We start from the raw sequence: 16,326 nt of genomic DNA, 5'->3' as shown, positions 1-16,326 counted from the left end.
TACGGGGTTACTTGAGGGAGCCGGCGGCCAGGCCGGTGCGCCAGAACCGCTGGAGGAGGATGAACACGATGATCACCGGCACGATCGAGACCAGCGAGCCGGTGATCACGGATTCCTGGAGGAGCGGGGCGCGGGCGGTCTGGCCGTTCCACTGGTAGAGGCCCAGGGTGATCGGGAAGAGCGACTCCTTCTGCAGCATCACCATCGGCAGGAAGAAGTTGTTCCAGATGGCGACGAACTGGAACAGGAAGATGGTCACCAGCGACGGCGTCATCAGCCGCATCGCCACCGAGAAGAACGTGCGGAACTCGCCTGCGCCGTCCAGGCGCGCCGACTCGATGATCTCCTGGGGGACGGCGGCGGAGGCGAAGATGCGGGCGAGGTAGACGCCGAACGGGCTGACGATGCTGGGCAGGAACACCGCGAGGTAGGTGTTGACGATCCCGGTCGCCGAGAACAGCAGGAACAGCGGGAGCGCGAGCGCGGTCGTGGGAACCAGGACACCGCCGAGGACGACGGAGAACAGGAACCCGCGGCCCCGGAACTCGAACTTGGCGAGCGCGTAGCCGCACAGCGCGGAGATCAGGGTGCCGACGGCCGCGCCCAGCACCGCGTAGATCACGCTGTTCAGGGCCCATCGCCCGAAGACGCCGTCGCTGCGGGTGAACAGGGTGCCCAGGTTGTCGAACAGGTCGAAGTGCGAGAACGCCAGCCCGTTGGTGGCCGCGAGGTCGCCCTGCGGCTTCGTCGCCGCGACGGCCAGGAAGTAGACCGGCAGCAGGAAGTAGATCGCCAGGAGGAACATCAGGGCCATGGCGGCCGTGCGGCTGACGCGGCTTTCGCGGATCGGGGTCTGGTCGGTCACAGTCCGGCCTTCTTCGAGGTCAGTCGCATGAACCCGAAGCTCAAGACGAAGGTGATGACGGCGATGACCACGGAGACGGCCGCCGCCTGCTGGTAGTTGTTCCCGGAGGCCACCGCGTAGGCGAGCATGTTCGGCGTGTACGTGCTCGAGATGTTCGAGGAGATCTGGCGCAGTACGGCCGGCTCGGCGTAGAGCTGCAGCGTGCCGATGATCGAGAACACCGTGGTGAGGATGATCGACGGGGCGATGATCGGGACCTTGATCCGCCACGCGATCGCCCAGTTGCTCGCACCGTCGAGCTTGGCGGCCTCGTAGAGCTCCTGCGGGATCGACTGCAGTGCCGAGAACATGATCAGCATGTTGTAGCCGGTCCAGAGCCAGGTGGAGACGTTCGCCGCCGACCACAGCACGGCGCCGGGGCCGAGGAAGTCGGGGTGCAGGCCGATGCCCTGCAGCAGGTCGACGACCGGGCTGAGCTGCGGCGAGTACAGGTACGACCACATGATCGCGGCGATGACGCCGGGCACGGCGTACGGCATGAACGCCGAGATGCGGAAGAACGCCTTGAGCTTCAGCAGGGGAGTGTCGAGCAGCAGCGCCATGATCAGCGCGACGAACAGCATGACCGGCACCTGGACGATGCCGAACAGTCCGATGCGCCCGATGCTGGACCAGAACTCGGTGTTCCGGAAGACCTGCGTGTACTGCTCGAAACCGCCGAAGGTCGTGTACGAGGTGCCGTACTGGCCGCCGGTGCGGCGCACGACGAGGAAGCTCTGCCAGATCGCGTAGCCGACCGGTACCAGGTAGAAGAGCACGAACGGCAGGAAGAACGGGGTCAGGAACGCGGTGACGGTGCCCGCCCGGGGGCCGCCGCCGTTGTGCCGGCGGCGGCTCCCGGGCTTCGCCACCACGCGGGTCGCGCGGGTTGCGATGTCGGTCATGCTGCGGTCACTTGCCCGCCGCAGCCGGGATCGCCTGGTCCTTCATGGACTTCAGCGCGGCCGCCTGGGCGGCCGAGAGCGCGTCGGTGAGCGTGCCGTCGCCGGCCGCCGCCTTGGCCACCGCGTCCTGGAGCGCCAGGTTCACCGTCTTCTGGGTGGGACCCCAGGTGAAGCTGGTGTCGATGTTCTTGGACGAGTCGGCGAAGACGTCGAAGATCTTCTCGTTGTTGTAGTACGGGACGCCCTGCGAGAGTGCGGGAAGGTCCAGGCCGGCGGTGGCCGCGGGGTACAGGCCGCCCAGCTTGTTCTCCAGCGCGAGGGCCTCCGGGTCGGTGTTCAGCCAGGAGTTGAACTTGACCGACTCGTACAGGTGCGTGTTGCCCTTCATGAACGCGACGGTCGATCCGCCCCAGTCGCCGGACGCGGCGCTCGAGCCCCAGGTCGGCATCGGGACGATCGACCACTTGCCGGCCTGGTCGGGCAGGTTGTCGCGGAACATGCTGTAACCCCAGGCGGCGCCGACGTAGCTGGCTATCTGGTTCTTCTGGTACGCGGCGTACATCTGGGTCGAACCGTGGGCGAGGTCGGTGCGGACGAGCTTGGCGTCGATCAGCTTCTGCCAGTACTCGGCGACCTGCTTGCTCTGCTCGGACGCGACGGTGACGTGCCACTTGTCGCCGGAGTAGCTGTACATCTCGGCGTTGTTCTGCCAGAGGAGCCCGTTGAACCACTCGGCGTTGTTCGGGTCGAAGAACGTGATGCTGAGCTTGGGGTCCGCCTTGTGCAGCTTCTGCGCTTCCGCCGCGTACTCGTCCCAGGTCTTGGGGATCTCGAGGCCGTGCTGCTCGAAGATGTCGCTGCGCACGTAGAGGGCCATCGGGCCGGTGTCCTGCGGGAAGGCGAACACGCCGGTGTCGCCGAAGCTGGTCTGCGACCAGGTCCACGGCACGAACTTGGACTTGGCCGCGGTGGCGTCCTTGCAGGCCGAGGCGTCGACGAAGGCGTCCTGGGAGCGCAGGTTGGGGAGCTCGTCGTAACCGACCTGGGCGAGTTCCGGTGCCTTGCCGGCCTTGAGGGCGTTGCCGAGGGTGCCGTACTGGTCGTTGGAGATGTTCTTCATCTCGACCTGGATGTCCGGGTTCTTCTTGTTCCACAGGTCGATGACCTTGTCCATGCCCGGAACGGTGTTCCAGTACTGGAGGGTGACCTTGCCCTTCGCCGGCGCACAGGAGGCCGCGGATGCTTCACCCGACGGAGCGGGCGACGAGCACCCGGCGAGTACGGCGATACTGGCTGCCGCGGCGACGACGCCGAGGCGGATGCGCGTGACTGTGCTGCTCATATCTTCCGTTCCAGAGGACGACTAGCGACGGCGCTAGGCGGGTCGACGTTGACACCTCAGGCGGGATGCCTTCTGGTTGGAATGGACTGGACGCGACGGTGTCGGTACGAGCGCCGAGCGCCGTGGCGAGCAGGAGAAACCACGTGTTCGGTACCCGTGAGCGTTCACGTGAGCGTTCACGTGAACGCTCACGGGCGCTTTGTGAATTGTTCGGAAGTGTGCGCTCGGGTGCCGTCGAGTGTCAAGGCTTTCGGGTCGCGCGCGGGTCCGGCAGGTTACGCGGAGCCGCCCGGCCGCAGTTCGGCCCGGACGACGAGTTCGTCCGCCCCGAGCGGGTCCACCCCGGTCAGCAGCCGTGCGACCTGCTCGATCGCGAGGCGGCCGAGCTTGCGCGTGTCGAGGGCGACGCTGGTGAGCGGGGGCTCGACCAGAGTGCCGAGCTGCAGGCCGTCGAAACCGATCACTGCCAGATCCTGTGGGACGCTCCTGCCGAGCCGACGCGCCTCGCGCAGGGCGCCGATCGCGATGATGTCGTTGAAGGTGAGGACCGCCGTGACATCGGGATGGGCGGCGAGCAGGGCCCTGAGTGCCGCTCCGCCGCCGTCGGCCGACTGTGCGGCCCCGACCACCATGCCGGCGTCGATCCCGTGGGCCGCGGCGGCCGCCGCGAACCACTCGCGCCGGATGCTCGGCTCGGCGCGGCCGTCGTGGTCGAGCATGCCGATGCGCCGATGGCCCTGCGCGACCAGGTGCGCGACCGCGGCGTGGACGCCCTCCTCGCCCTCGATCCGGATCGAGCTGAACCGTGCCGTGCGGTGCTCGCGGCCGATGAGCACCACGGGGGCGCCGCGGGTGAACCGTTCGAGATCGTCCTCGGAGCAGCTGAAGTAGCCGACGACCGCGTCCACTTGCGAGGCGATCACCTGCAGGGTGGCGAGTTCCTCCGCGGCCCTGTCCCCGGTGTCGTACACCACGACGTGCCAGCCGCGGGCCCGCGCCGCCTCCAGCGCGGCCGCGGCGACCTCGGTGAAGAACGGGTTGAGCAGGTCCGGGATCACCAGCCCGATGGTGGTGGTGTCCTGCCGGACCAGACCGCGGGCGAACCGGCTCGGCCGGTAGCCGAGCTCGCGGGCGGCGTCGAGCACGCGCTGCTTGGTGGTGCCGTCGATCTCGTCCTTGTCGTTGAGCGCCCGCGAAACGGTCTGCCGGGACACCCCCGCGGACCGGGCGACGTCATGGATGGTGACCCTCCGGGGTTCCGTTCCCGACGACGACGCCATGTGCACCTCCAGCTGCCGGCGGGCACCCACGCGCCCGCACGGCCCGAGTATGCACGTGCCGGGCGCGACGGCGCGATATCGGCCGAGCTCGGGGACGTGACCACAGGATTCCGGGAGGGGCCGCTCGCCTGCGGAGAACCGGGGTTCCGACCCCGGCCCCGGTCGGTCGGAGGGGCGCTGCGATCATGCTCGGGTGCGTGAACTCGACGAGCTGATCAACGTCGGCGATCCGGCCTGGCCCGAGCTGCAGGAGGCGTTCACGGCCTCCGCCGGGCCGCTGGAGGTGCTGCCGGCCGACGCTTCCGAGGCCCGCCGCGGCCTCCTGCAGATGCAGGTCACCGTGCGATCGACGCTCGGCGGTCTGGTGCTGAACAGCGGTGGCCTGGTCCTGGACGACGGATGGCTCCGGGTGTTCGGCGCTGGTTCGGCGGACCGCGACCTGCCGAGCCTGGCCCGGGTCAACCGGTTCCCCCCGGACTTCGATCCCGCATGGCATCCCGCGACGGGACTCGTCGTCGGGCACGACGTGCTGGGCGGGGTGTTCGCCCTCAACGGCCACGATCCCGCCGCCGCGGGCCGTCCCGGCGCCCCCGGGCAGATGACCTACTTCGCGCCCGACACGCTGGAGTGGGAGGCCATGGACATGGGTCACTCCGCGTGGCTGTCCTGGCTGCTCGCCGGTCGCCTGGAGATGTTCTACGCGGGACTCAGGTGGCCCACCTGGCGTGAGGAGACCGCGGCCCTGGCCTTCTCCCAGGGGCTGTCCGTCTTCCCGTTCCTGTGGTCGAAGGAGGCCCATGCGGATCTCGCGGCGACCAGCCGCAGGGCGGTGCCCATGCGCGAGGTCCTGGGGGTCGCCGCGGACTTCGCGCGGCAGATGGGTCCGGCCGACCCGGGTTTCCTCGGCGACGTGTAGGACACGCCGCGGCGGGTCGGCGGCCGGGCGGCTCAGGAGCCGGTCGGGTCCCGGCTCCTGACGGCCGGTTGCGGGTGATCGGTCGCGGGTGGCCGGTCGGGCGCTCAGTCGCGGGCGAGGAGTTCGAGCGTGTCGACGACGCGGTTGGAGAAGCCCCACTCGTTGTCGTACCAGGCCACGACCTTGACGTGCCTGCCGTCGACGCGGGTGAGGGCGGCGTCGAAGATCGATGACGCGGGCTGGCCGGTGATGTCGCTGGAGACCAGGGGGATGTCGGCGTAGTCGAGGATGCCCTTGAGCCTGCCGTCGGCGGCGGCGCGGTAGGCCGCGAGCACCTCGTCGCGGGTGACCTCGCGCGAGACCGTGGTGTTGAGCTCCACGATCGAACCCACCGGGACCGGCACGCGGATCGAGTCGCCCGACAGCTTGCCGTCGAGGTTCGGCAGCACCTTGCCGATGGCCTTCGCGGCCCCGGTGGTCGTGGGCACGATGTTCACGCCGGCGGCGCGGGCGCGGCGCAGGTCGCGGTGGGGGCCGTCCTGCAGGTTCTGCTCCTGGGTGTAGGCGTGCACCGTGGTCATGAAGCCGTGCTCGATGCCGGCCAGGTCGTCCAGCACGGATGCCAGCGGAGCGAGCGCGTTCGTGGTGCACGAGGCGTTCGAGACGATCACGTGCTCGGCGGGGTCGTAGACGTCGGTGTTCACACCGTAGGCGAGAGTGACGTCGGCTCCGTCGGAGGGAGCGCTCACCAGCACACGCCTGGCGCCCGCGTCGATGTGCGCGCGGGCGGCGTCCGCCGCGGTGAAGCGGCCGGTGGACTCGAGCACGATGTCGACGCCGAGCTCGGCCCACGGCAGCTTGGCGGGCTCACGCTCGGCGAGCACCTTGATGCGGCGGCCGTCCACGACGAGATCGGTCCCGTCCGTCTCGACGGGCCGGCCGAGGCGGCCCAGCACGCTGTCGAAGGCGAGCAGGTGCGCGAGGGTCTCGGGGGCGGTGAGGTCGTTGACGGCGACCACTTCGAGGTCGCTGTCGCGCTCCAGCAGGGCGCGGAGGGTGTTGCGTCCGATGCGGCCGAATCCGTTGACGGCGATGCGGGTCATGGAGGGTTCCTTTCGTTCCGCCCTCCATGTTCGGCATCGGGCGCCCGCGGCGGCAGTGGCCTGAACGACAGTGTGCGCAAGTATCTCGCCACACATTTCGCCATGGCCCGCAAGGATCCCGCCACCCCTTCCCGAGTGCGGCACGGGTGCGTCCGCCCCCGCCGTGGGGCGGCCCGTCCCGCCTACGCGGGGCCCTCGGGGAGCTCGGGCGAGAAGGTGTGCCGGTACTCGGTCGGGGAGGTGCCGAGAATGCGGTGGAAGTGCAGACGCAGGTTCGCGCCGGTGCCGAGCCCGACCCGGTCCGCGATCTGCTCCACGCCCAGATCGGTGCGTTCGAGCAGCTCGCGTGCCAGGTCCACCCGCGCCCGGAGCACCCACTGCATCGGCGTGTAGCCGGTGTCCTCCACGAACCGACGCGAGAAGGTACGTGCCGACACCCGCGCGTTGCGGGCGAGCGTCTCCAGGGTCAGCGGTTCGGCCAGGTGCGCCAGGGCCCACTCGCGGGTGCTCGCGAACAGGTCGCCGAGCGGTTCGGGCACGCTGCGGGGCACGTACTGCGCCTGCCCCCCGCTGCGGTAGGGCGCCGCAACCAGCCGTCTCGCCACGTGGTTGGAGAGCCCGACGCCGTGGTCGCGGCGCACCAGGTGCAGGCACAGGTCGATGCCGGACGCGGCGCCCGCCGAGGTGAGCACGTCGCCCTCGTCCACGAACAGCACGTTCTCGTCGACCCGCACGAGCGGATGCCGCTCGGCGAGCGCTTTCGTGTAGTGCCAGTGGGTCGTCGCCCGCTTGCCGTTGAGCAGGCCCGTCGCGGCGAGCGCGAACGCCCCGGTCGAGATGGCCGCGAGCCGGGTCCCGCGCTCGTGGGCGGCGATGAGCGCGCCGACGACCGCCGCGGGCGGTTGTGTGGTCGCCGGATCCCGGTAGCCGGGGATGAAGACGGTGTCGGCGTGCTCGAAGGCCTCCAGGCCCTCGGCCACGTGGTACGAGAGGCCGTCGCCGCCGGTCACCAGTCCGGGCGTGGCCCCGCACACCCGCACCTCGTAGGGCATGCTCGGCCGGCTGGAGAACACCTGCGCGGGGATGCCGACGTCGAGCGGCTTCGCGCCCTCGAGCACGAGCACGGCGACGTGGTGGTTCTTCCGGCCCATGGGCTTCCTTCGGCTCTCCCGCGGTCGACCGGGCGTCCGCACCACCGGTGACCTTGATGACATCTCCCGCAGGCATCCTGCCACTGCCCGGCGGATGCCCCGAAGCGCCGGCCGGCGCAGCGGCCGCCCGGGCGGCGTCCGTCGGGGGGCGGTGGGCGGCAGCGGCCGTGAAGCCCTCTGTGCGTGGTGCATCAGGCGAACGGGTGTCTACGCGGGGAGAAATTTTAACATTCTATTGTCATGGACACTTCCCACTGGCCGGATCCGGCGCTACCAAGTGGTAGTCAGCTCTCCGCCCAGGGAGGTTCCGTGAGACGCACCACGTCGTTGTCGGCCCTGACCACCCTCCTCCTCGCCATGGTGTTCGGCCTGCTGCTGTCGAGCCCGGCACACGCCGCCGGGCCCGCGTATGTCGCGCTGGGGGACTCGTACTCCTCCGGCAACGGTGCCGGTAACTACGACAGCGCCAGCGGCAGTTGCCACCGGAGTTTCAGCGCGTACCCGTACCTGTGGAAGAACGCCCACGCCCCTTCCTCGTTCGCCGACACCTCCTGCTCGGGTGCGGTGACCACGGACGTGACCAACAGTCAGCTCGGCCCGCTGAACTCCTCGACCGGACTGGTCTCCCTCACCATCGGCGGCAACGACGCCGGCTTCTCCGACGTCATGACCACCTGTGTGGTCGGCTCCGACACCGACTGCGTCAACCGCGTGAACCAGGCCGAGACCTACGCGCGTAACACCCTCCCCGCCCGCCTGGACGCCACCTACAACGCGATCCGCGCCAAGGCGCCCAACGCCAAGGTGGTCGTCCTGGGCTACCCGCACGTGTACACCCTCAATGTGTTCTGCGTCGGGCTGTCCGACACCAAGCACCGCAAGATCGACGAGGCCGCCGACGTCCTCGACAGCGTGACAGCGACCCGCGCCGCCGCCCACGGCTTCGTCTTCGGCGACGTCCGGGGGACCTTCAACAACCACGAGCTCTGCTCGGGCGACGACTGGCTGCACTCCCTGGTGGTCTCACCCAGCTGGGAGTCCTACCACCCCACTGCCGTGGGCCATTCGAGCGGCTACTACCCCGTCCTCAACGCCAACAGCTGACACCACGCCACACCGACCGGAATCCGGCAGGTTCCCGTCCGCGGTCGTCCGCGGGCGGGAACCGGCCGCGCCCGGGCAGCGGCCGAGCCTGCGGCACCCGGGACGCCGCGGCACGCCACGGCCCGCGCCGCTTGCCCGGCGCTACGCCGCAACGGCCGTCGCGCCCCTCCTGCCCGGACCGCGCCGGTGACCGCGACCCTGGTGCGCGCCCGCCTGAACGCCACTGCGGCGGCCTGCCCTTGACGACACGTGAGGCCGCTTCACGCATCCGGACGGCGCCTTCGGCCCCCGCGCGGGCCGCCGCCGTGGGCGGACCACTCGGCACCAACAGCCGCAAAGCACACCTGTGTTGTCGTTGCGCCGAAGTCAGTCAGTCACAAAGTGGATGAGTGGCTGAACCACTCCTTGCGGTCCACGCCCCCTCTTTGCCAGGCTTGGCGAGCCCGGTGCTCCGCTGCGCGACCGGGCGGTTCCGTCCCCCCACCCGTCCTCATCCCGTCTCGCCCACCTCCGCCTGCGCCCGTCCAGGCGGTACGGAACGGATCGGCGCGCCCCCTCGTCTCCCCTCGCCATGCCGTGCTGCCCCTGCGCGGCGGCCGACGACCGAACAGGACTCGGAATGCCTCTGACTCGCCGAAGAATGCTGATGGCGGCCGCCGTGAGCGTGGCGGCCGCCGCCGTCGCGCCGGGCGGCCTCGCCGGCGTCGCCATCGCCGCACCCGCGGCCGACGACGGTGCCGTGCCGGGCCTGACGACAGTGGACCGGACGCTGCTGCGCGGCCCCGACCTCGGCGCCGGCTACCGCGGAATCGTCGCCGGACCGGGCGAACCCCACCTGATCCGGAAGGAGTTGGCCAACGTCACCGCGCCCACGGTGACCCGGTCACTGACCGCCTTCGCCCAGATGTCCGACCTGCACATCGTCGACGACCAGTCGCCGCTGCGCGTCGAGTGCCTGGACCGGCTCGCCGACTACGGTCCCCCGCACTACAACTCGTACCCCACCGAGTCCGCGTACCGCGCTCACGAGTTCCTGTCGACCCAGACGACCGACGCGATGTGCCGGTCCATCAGGCAGATCGGCCGGGGACCGCGTACGGGCGCGCCGCTCGCCTTCACGGTCGTCACCGGCGACGCGGTCGACAACTGCCAGTACAACGAGACCCGGTGGTACATCGACCTGCTGGACGGCAACACGGTGACCCCCGACTCCGGCAACCTCGGCCTCGACGAGAGCGTCGGCAGCGGGCGCTTCGGCCCCGACGTCCACTACTGGCACCCCCAGGCGCGGCAGAGCCCGCCCGACAACAACGAGCTGAGCGGCTTCCCGCTGGTGACCGGCCTGCTCACCGCCGCCCGCCGGCCGTTCACCGCGTCGGGTCTGCGCATGCCCTGGTACGCCGCCTACGGCAACCACGACGGACTCGTGCAGGGCAACGTCGCGCCCGACGTCCTGCCGTTCGACCCGCTGAAGAGCATCGCGACCGGCTCGACGAAGCTGACGCAGGTCGAGGGCGTCCCGGACGTCTTCGACAACGGAGCCTCCTACTACATCGAGCTGCTGACGGACATCCTGACCGGTGACTTCACCCTCGACACCGAGAAGGTCACGGCCGACGCCGGGCGCCGTCTCCTGGAGCGGCGGGAGTTCGTCGCCGAGCACTTCCGGACCACCGGCAGCCCGGCGGGCCACGGCTTCACCTCCGGCAGCGACCGGGCCTACTACGCGATACCCTCCGGCCCCGACGACCTCTTCCAGTTCCTGGTGCTGGACACGACCAATGCGAACGGCGGCGCGGACGGCGCCATCGACACCGCGCAGTGGGAGTGGCTGGAAGGACAGCTCAAGGCGAACAGCTCCCGCTACCAGTCCGTCGGCGCGAACGGGGCGCCCGGCGCCGTCGTCACCCAGCCCGGGGTCAAGGACAAGCTGATCGTGGTCTGCTGCCACCACACGCTCGACTCGATGGACAACACCGACGACGACTCGCCCTACAGCGGCGCCGACCTCCGCGACAAGCTGCTGCGTTTCCCGAACGTGGTCCTCATGGTGGACGGCCACACGCACACCAACAACATCACCCCGCGCAAGCCCTCCTGGTCCCCTGCCATCAGCGCGGGCTTCTGGGAGGTGAACACCGCCTCCCACATCGACTGGCCCATCCAGAGCCGGATCGTCGAGATCGCCGAGGGCGGCGGCTACCTGTCGGTCTTCACCACGATGGTCGACGCCGACGCGCCGCTGTCGTACGCCGGGGACACCGGCAGCCCCGCCGCGCTCGCCTCGCTCGCCCGCGAGCTGGCGGCCAACGACATCCAGGCCGTCGGCCGCGGCATCGACCTGCGGCGCGGAGCGCCCACGGCCCGCAACACGCAACTGCTGCTCCCGCTGCCCTTCCCGCTGCCCACCGGTGCCGGCACCCCCGCGCCCGACTGGCCGCTCCTCCAGCAGGGGCAGAGCGGCAGCCGGGTCAGGGCCCTGCAGTACCTGCTGAACGCCCGCAACGTGGGGGTGACGGTGGACGGCGTGTTCGGCACGCTGACGGCGGCCGGGGTGCGCTCCTTCCAGACGGCGCGCGGCCTGCCCTCGAACGGGGTCGTCGGACCGGCGACCTGGCAGCCGCTCGTCGTCGTTCCCCTCCACCAGGGCGACACAGGGCCCGCGGTCTCCGCGGTGCAGTACCTGCTGAACGCCCGCGGGACCGCGCTGACGGTGGACGGCGTCTTCGGCACGGCCACGGACGCCGCGGTGCGTTCCTTCCAGACGGCCCGGGGTCTGCCCGCGGACGGGACCGTCCGGTCGGGGACCTGGCTGAACCTTCTGGCGCCCTGAGCCCGAAAGGGCGGGCGCGGAGTCGGCTCCGCGCCCGCCCCTACCCGCTGTGCGGGATGCGGCTCAGGCCAGCAGTTCCACCTCGGCCAGGGTCGACTCGCTGTCCAGCACCAGGCGGTACTTCGCGTACTCGCCCGGCGACGCGACCGAGAAGGCCCGGGTCTGGCGGTCCCAGGTGAAGGACTCACCGGAGCGCTTGTCGAGCGTCTTCCAGGTGGTGCCGTCCGCCGAACCCTGGAGGGTCCACCCGGTGGGTGCCTTGCTGTGGTCCGCCGACGACGTCAGCGTGTACTGGACGGCCTTGGTCCCTCCGTCCACCGGCAGGTCCACCGACGTGGCGGCCGCGGCCGTCGCCGAGGTGTTGTCGAACAGCGGGCCCTCACCCTTGACGGCGTCCGCGCGGGGCGCGGGCACCTTGTCGTCCTGGGTGATCGACACGGGCGCGGCGTCCTTGCCGGTGCCCCAGGACGACGGCCTGGAGCCCATGTCGAACTCCAGGACACCGCCCTTGGCGATCAGCGAGTGGGGGAGCGAGGTCGACTTCCAGGACCGGCCGTTGACCTTGAGTCCCTGCACGTACACGTTCCGCGCGCTGTTCCCCGGCGCCTTGACCACCAGGTCCTCGCCGTTCTCCAGGTGGACCGTCGCCTTGGTGAACAGCGGTGAGCCGATGGCGTACTCGCCGCTGCCCATCACCAGCGGGTAGAAGCCGAGCGCGGAGAAGAGGAACCAGGCCGACTGCTCGCCGTTGTCCTCGTCGCCGTGGTAGCCCTGGCCGATGTCGCTGCCGGTGTAGAGGCGGGAGAGCACCTCGCGGACGTTCTTCTGCGTCTCCCAGGGGCGGCCGGCCGCGTCGTACATGTAGTTCACGTGGTGCGCGACCTGGTTGGAGTGCCCGTACATGCCCATCCGCACGTCACGCGCCTCCGTCATCTCGTGGATGACGCCCCCGTACGAGCCCACGAACTCCGGAGAGGCCGTCTCCGGGGTCGCGAAGTACTCGTCCAGCTTGTCGGCGAGGCCGCTGCGGCCGCCGTACAGGTTCGCCAGGCCCCGGCTGTCCTGCGGGGCGGTGAAGGCGTAGCCCCAGCCGTTGGTCTCGGTGTAGTCGTAGCCCCACACCCGCGGGTCGTACTTCGCCGAGTCGACCCGCCAGTTGCCCTGGGCGTCACGGCCCTGGAAGAAGCCGGCCTTGGTGTCGAAGAGGTTGACGTAGTCCTGGGCGCGGTTGAGGAAGTACGCGGACTCCTCCTTGTAGCGCTTCTTGCCCGTCTTCGCGTACAGGGCCTGGCCCATCTTCGCGATGCCGTAGTCGTTGAGGTAGCCCTCCAGCGCCCACGAAAGGCCCTCACCCGTGGAGGTGCTCGTGTAGCCGAGGAAGGGGGCGGTGGCCATCCCCTTGCGGCCGACACCCGACTGCGGCGGGACGACCGTGGCGTTCTTCACCGCCGCGTCGTACGCCGACTCGGCGTCGAAGTCCACGCCCTTGACGTAGGCGTCCGCGAACGCGACGTCCGACGAGGTGCCCGTCATCAGGTCCGCGTACCCGGGGGACGACCAGCGAGAGGTCCAGCCGCCGTCCTTGTACTGCTGCACGAAGCCGTCGACCATCTCACCCGCCTGACTCGGGGTCAGGAAGGAGTAGGCGGGCCAGGTCGTCCGGTAGGTGTCCCAGAAGCCGTTGTTGACGTAGACCTTGCCGTCGACGATCTTCGCGCCGGTGTGCGTCGGGCTGTCGGGGCCGGGCATCGGCGAGAACGGCGAGGCGTACTGGTACTTGGTACCGACCTTCTCGAAGCCCGAGTTGGGGTACAGGTACAGCCGGTACAGGCTGGAGTAGAGCGTCGTCAGCTGGTCCGGCGTCGCCCCCTCGACCTCGACCTTGCCGAGCAGCCTGTCCCACTGCCGCTGGGCGCGCTTCTTGACCGCCTCGAAGGACGTGCCGTCCGGGATCTCCTGACGCAGGTTGTCCTTCGCCTGGTCGATGCTGATCAGCGAGGTGGCCAGCCGCAGGGAGACGGTGCGGTCCTCGCCCGCGTCGAAGCGCAGATAGCCCTTCACCCCGCTCGACGAGCCCTCCGTCACCGGCGCGTCGAACACCCCGTACACGAACAGCCGGGTCGCACCGGTCGACAGCCCCGACTTCACGTCGGAGTAGCCGGTGACGATCCCGTTCTCCTTGTCGAGCGTCAGGCCCGCCTGCTCGGTGACGTTGTCGAAGAGCACGCTCGCGTCGTCACCGGGGTAGGTGAAGCGCAGCACGGCCGCGTGGTCCGTCGGGGCCATCTCCGTCTTCAGACCGTTCTCGAACCGCACGCCGTAGTAGTACGGGCGCGCCGTCTCGTTCTCGTGCCGGAAGGCCAGCGCCCGGGCGGTGCGGCCGGTGTCCGGGGTGCCGGCGGCGGCGGACGGCATCACCTGGAAGGTCTGCCGGTCACCCATCCAGGGGCTGGGCTCGTGGCTCGCGCTGAACGCCTGGATCGTCGGCAGGTTGTCCGCGTTGTTCGCCTTGGCGTAGTCGTACAGCCAGTTCAGGGTGCCCGCGTTGGTCACCGGCGTCCAGAAGTTGAAGCCGTGCGGGACGGCCGTCGCCGGGAAGGTGTTGCCGCGCGAGAAGTTGCCGCTGGAGTTGGTGCCGCGGGTCGTCAGCGCGTAGTCGGACAGGTGCGCCTTCGGCTGCTCCGGCGCGACGGGCCCCAGGGCCACGTCGTCCAGCCAGCCGCGGAACTTCGCCGGGCCCTTGGGGGAGTCGTAGGCGACCAGGATCCGGTCGACGGTCTTCCCGGCCGCGACCGACCCGATCCGCGAGGCGACGTCGTTCCACTGGTTGACGTAGAGCACCTTGGCCGCGCCCTGCCCCTGCGGGGTGAGTGCGAAGCCGTGCTGGTCGGTGGCATTGAGGTCGCTCAGGTACGTGCCGTCGGTGAACGCCAGGTCCACGGCGACGTTCGTGGCGTCGTAGTCCCGGTCGCCGTCCGCCATCGACGGGTAGATCCGGTAGGACAGCTGGGTGTCCCGCTCGACGGCCACATTGACGTCGAAGACCTTGTTGTACGAGTACGCCCGGCCCTCCGCCGTGTGGCGCCCGGCGTAGCGCAGCGCCCGCGTGCCGGTGAAGCCGGCGCCCGACTTGGCGGTCGGCGAGCCGCTCGGGCCGCGGTCGACGAGCGAGAGCACGTCCTGCGGCACGGGGTCGCCGGTGGTGCCCGTCGAGAACTGGAGGTCGGCGAGCTGGGTGATGCCGGAGGCGCCGTTGTTCTTGGTGATGTCGAGCCGGAAGTGCTGGTACGCGGCGGGCTCCGCGATGTCGTACGACTTCGTCTGGAACCGTTCGGGGAAGGACTCGCCCGAGCGGGTGTCCAGGGTCTTCCAGTCCTTGCCGTCGGTGGAGCCCTGCAGCGTCCAGTCCCGCGGATCGCGTTCGGCGGCGTCGTTGGCGGAGGTCAGCGCGTAGGTGACCGCCTTCGCGGGGGCGTCGAGGTCGAACTCCAGCCAGCCGGTGGGCTGGAAGACCAGCCACTTGGTCCCCGGCTCGGCGTCGACGAGGTTCTCCTTCACCTCGCCCGCGTCCGTGTACTCGCCGTTGGCGCGGACGTCCGTGACGTGGTCGTTGAGGTTGCCGGGTATGCCGGTGCTGTAGCCGCCGTCCACGCCCGACGCCCGCTTCGACCCGTCGGGCGCGGTGTCGACCGTGTTGCGCCAGTCGGGCGCCGGGTCGCCCGACTCGAACGACGACGCGAAGGTGTCGACGGGTGCCTTCTGTTCGGGCACGGCGACCGCCGCTTGCTGTGTGGCCAGGGCCAGAGCGAAGGCGGTCGCCAACACGACCGCTGAGGAACCCCATCTGTGCCGGGCAGCTCTCTGCTGCATGCGCGAGTACCCTTTCTGCGCCTAGACAACGTTGTCAAGTTCGCTGTGCAAGGGCTAGTAGGGGGGTAAGTGGCCGGTGGTGTCAAGGGTGTTGCTGTGACTTTGGGACCGGGGGACCCGTGATCGCCCGCCGCGCGCCGGTCCGTCCGGACCGTGCGTCCCTGCTGTGGCGCGGGCCGGCCGGTGCGATCACACCGGCGATCCGGGGTGCGGCGGGGAATATTCGGGTGTATGCGAGAGAGGGCGCTGATGACTTCCGTGCTGTGCCGAAGCTCAATCAGATGATCGCCGTGGAAAAGGGCGTCAAGTCGAAGTCCCTCCGGGAACTGACCCAGGCCCATCGCGATGTCCGGAAACCCGCTCTGCCGGCCGGGATTTCGCGGACCCATCAGCCCAAGGACGAGGAGGGCGAACAACTGCCGCCCGAATCGACGCGGGTGCAGGTCAAGGCGGAGGACGTGCTGCGGGCGGCGGCGGGGACACTGACCCGGCTTTTCGCCGTCACGGCGACGAAGGACTGGGCGAACCGGACCGCGGCCGCCGATGTGGCGTGGACGGGCGGGTGTCGCCGGCGCAGGTCCGGGTTCCGTATCTGCCCTTCCTGGAGAAGCAGCTCACGGATCTGCACACGTTCGTACGGAAGCTGCCGGTGCTGGACGCGGCGGAGTCGTGGAACCTGGACCCGTCCACGGACTGCTGGAAGACGGACCCGGTGCGGACGATCCGTACGAAGAAGGTGCCGTGCAACCACGTGAAGGCGGAGGCCGCGGAGAAGCACCCGGCGCAGGTCGAGGTGTACTTCGAGGACAATCCCTCCCCCGGCACAACGCGCCGGGGTGGCCCAAGCCGGCAGAGGCGGCCCCGTGAAACTCAGATTCTCGCTCCAGTCTCAGTATTCGCCGCCGAACGCCGGATCGA

The 16,326-nt window shown here is 69.9% G+C and carries 10 protein-coding genes and 1 pseudogene; 4 read left to right on the top strand and 7 right to left on the bottom strand.

Annotated elements, in window-relative coordinates:
* Window positions 1–7: 7 nt before the first annotated feature.
* The 4 genes from ACWDAS_RS32855 to ACWDAS_RS32840 all read right to left on the bottom strand — a co-directional run bounded on the left by ACWDAS_RS32855 (window position 8) and on the right by ACWDAS_RS32840 (window position 4,431).
* Window positions 8–814, bottom strand: a complete 807-nt coding sequence (locus ACWDAS_RS32855) for a carbohydrate ABC transporter permease (RefSeq protein ID WP_450398293.1) — start codon at window positions 812–814, stop codon at window positions 8–10.
* 47 nt (window positions 815–861) lie between these two features.
* Window positions 862–1,809 carry a carbohydrate ABC transporter permease gene (locus tag ACWDAS_RS32850; protein ID WP_450398224.1) on the bottom strand — a complete coding sequence of 316 codons (948 nt, stop codon included), beginning with the start codon at window positions 1,807–1,809 and terminating at the stop codon, window positions 862–864.
* A 7-nt stretch (window positions 1,810–1,816) separates the two neighbouring features.
* Window positions 1,817–3,151 (bottom strand): ABC transporter substrate-binding protein, encoded by a 1,335-nt coding sequence (locus tag ACWDAS_RS32845; protein ID WP_450398223.1) that lies wholly within the window; start codon window positions 3,149–3,151, stop codon window positions 1,817–1,819.
* Between the two features lie 275 nt (window positions 3,152–3,426).
* Entirely contained in the window at window positions 3,427–4,431 is a 1,005-nt protein-coding gene (locus ACWDAS_RS32840) for a LacI family DNA-binding transcriptional regulator (protein ID WP_450398221.1), read from the bottom strand.
* Window positions 4,432–4,624: 193 nt separating this feature from the next.
* Between ACWDAS_RS32840 and ACWDAS_RS32835 the strand changes: the two genes are divergently transcribed.
* The gene (locus ACWDAS_RS32835; protein ID WP_450398220.1) at window positions 4,625–5,347 is read left to right on the top strand and encodes a DUF2625 domain-containing protein; all 723 of its coding nucleotides are present in this window, start codon (window positions 4,625–4,627) and stop codon (window positions 5,345–5,347) included.
* A 104-nt stretch (window positions 5,348–5,451) separates the two neighbouring features.
* Here ACWDAS_RS32835 and gap read toward each other — a convergent pair whose 3' ends face one another.
* Both gap and ACWDAS_RS32825 read right to left on the bottom strand, forming a co-directional pair.
* Window positions 5,452–6,450, bottom strand: coding sequence for a type I glyceraldehyde-3-phosphate dehydrogenase (gap, locus tag ACWDAS_RS32830; RefSeq protein ID WP_450398218.1), 999 nt, complete (start codon window positions 6,448–6,450; stop codon window positions 5,452–5,454).
* A 182-nt stretch (window positions 6,451–6,632) separates the two neighbouring features.
* Window positions 6,633–7,601, bottom strand: a complete 969-nt coding sequence (locus ACWDAS_RS32825; protein WP_450398217.1) for a GlxA family transcriptional regulator — start codon at window positions 7,599–7,601, stop codon at window positions 6,633–6,635.
* Window positions 7,602–7,910: 309 nt separating this feature from the next.
* Here ACWDAS_RS32825 and ACWDAS_RS32820 point away from each other — a divergent pair, with 309 nt between their 5' ends.
* Window positions 7,911–8,705 carry an SGNH/GDSL hydrolase family protein gene (locus ACWDAS_RS32820; protein ID WP_450398215.1) on the top strand — a complete coding sequence of 265 codons (795 nt, stop codon included), beginning with the start codon at window positions 7,911–7,913 and terminating at the stop codon, window positions 8,703–8,705.
* 619 nt (window positions 8,706–9,324) lie between these two features.
* A complete protein-coding gene (locus tag ACWDAS_RS32815; protein ID WP_450398213.1) occupies window positions 9,325–11,538 on the top strand; it encodes a TIGR03767 family metallophosphoesterase in 2,214 nt (737 codons plus the stop codon).
* Window positions 11,539–11,601: 63 nt separating this feature from the next.
* Here ACWDAS_RS32815 and ACWDAS_RS32810 read toward each other — a convergent pair whose 3' ends face one another.
* Window positions 11,602–15,408 carry a GH92 family glycosyl hydrolase gene (locus ACWDAS_RS32810; RefSeq protein ID WP_450398211.1) on the bottom strand — a complete coding sequence of 1,269 codons (3,807 nt, stop codon included), beginning with the start codon at window positions 15,406–15,408 and terminating at the stop codon, window positions 11,602–11,604.
* A 263-nt stretch (window positions 15,409–15,671) separates the two neighbouring features.
* Here ACWDAS_RS32810 and ACWDAS_RS32805 point away from each other — a divergent pair.
* A pseudogene (locus ACWDAS_RS32805) lies at window positions 15,672–16,222 on the top strand (DUF7873 family protein); the annotation flags it as partial.
* Window positions 16,223–16,326: the final 104 nt, after the last annotated feature.

It is taken from the genome of Streptomyces sp. NPDC001070 (genome assembly GCF_053598835.1).
Note: the sequence above shows the minus strand (reverse complement) of the source record. Positions and strands in the feature narration are given on the sequence as shown.

Excerpts from the sequence above, each read along its gene's own strand:
- ACWDAS_RS32840 (WP_450398221.1), bottom strand. The coding sequence starts at position 4,431 with ATGGCGTCGTCGTCGGGAACGGAACCCCGGAGGGTCACCATCCATGAC.
- ACWDAS_RS32855 (WP_450398293.1), bottom strand. The coding sequence starts at position 814 with ATGGCCCTGATGTTCCTCCTGGCGATCTACTTCCTGCTGCCGGTCTAC.
- ACWDAS_RS32825 (WP_450398217.1), bottom strand. The coding sequence starts at position 7,601 with ATGGGCCGGAAGAACCACCACGTCGCCGTGCTCGTGCTCGAGGGCGCG.
- ACWDAS_RS32810 (WP_450398211.1), bottom strand. The coding sequence starts at position 15,408 with ATGCAGCAGAGAGCTGCCCGGCACAGATGGGGTTCCTCAGCGGTCGTG.
- gap (WP_450398218.1), bottom strand. The coding sequence starts at position 6,450 with ATGACCCGCATCGCCGTCAACGGATTCGGCCGCATCGGACGCAACACC.
- ACWDAS_RS32850 (WP_450398224.1), bottom strand. The coding sequence starts at position 1,809 with ATGACCGACATCGCAACCCGCGCGACCCGCGTGGTGGCGAAGCCCGGG.
- ACWDAS_RS32815 (WP_450398213.1), top strand. The coding sequence starts at position 9,325 with ATGCCTCTGACTCGCCGAAGAATGCTGATGGCGGCCGCCGTGAGCGTG.
- ACWDAS_RS32845 (WP_450398223.1), bottom strand. The coding sequence starts at position 3,151 with ATGAGCAGCACAGTCACGCGCATCCGCCTCGGCGTCGTCGCCGCGGCA.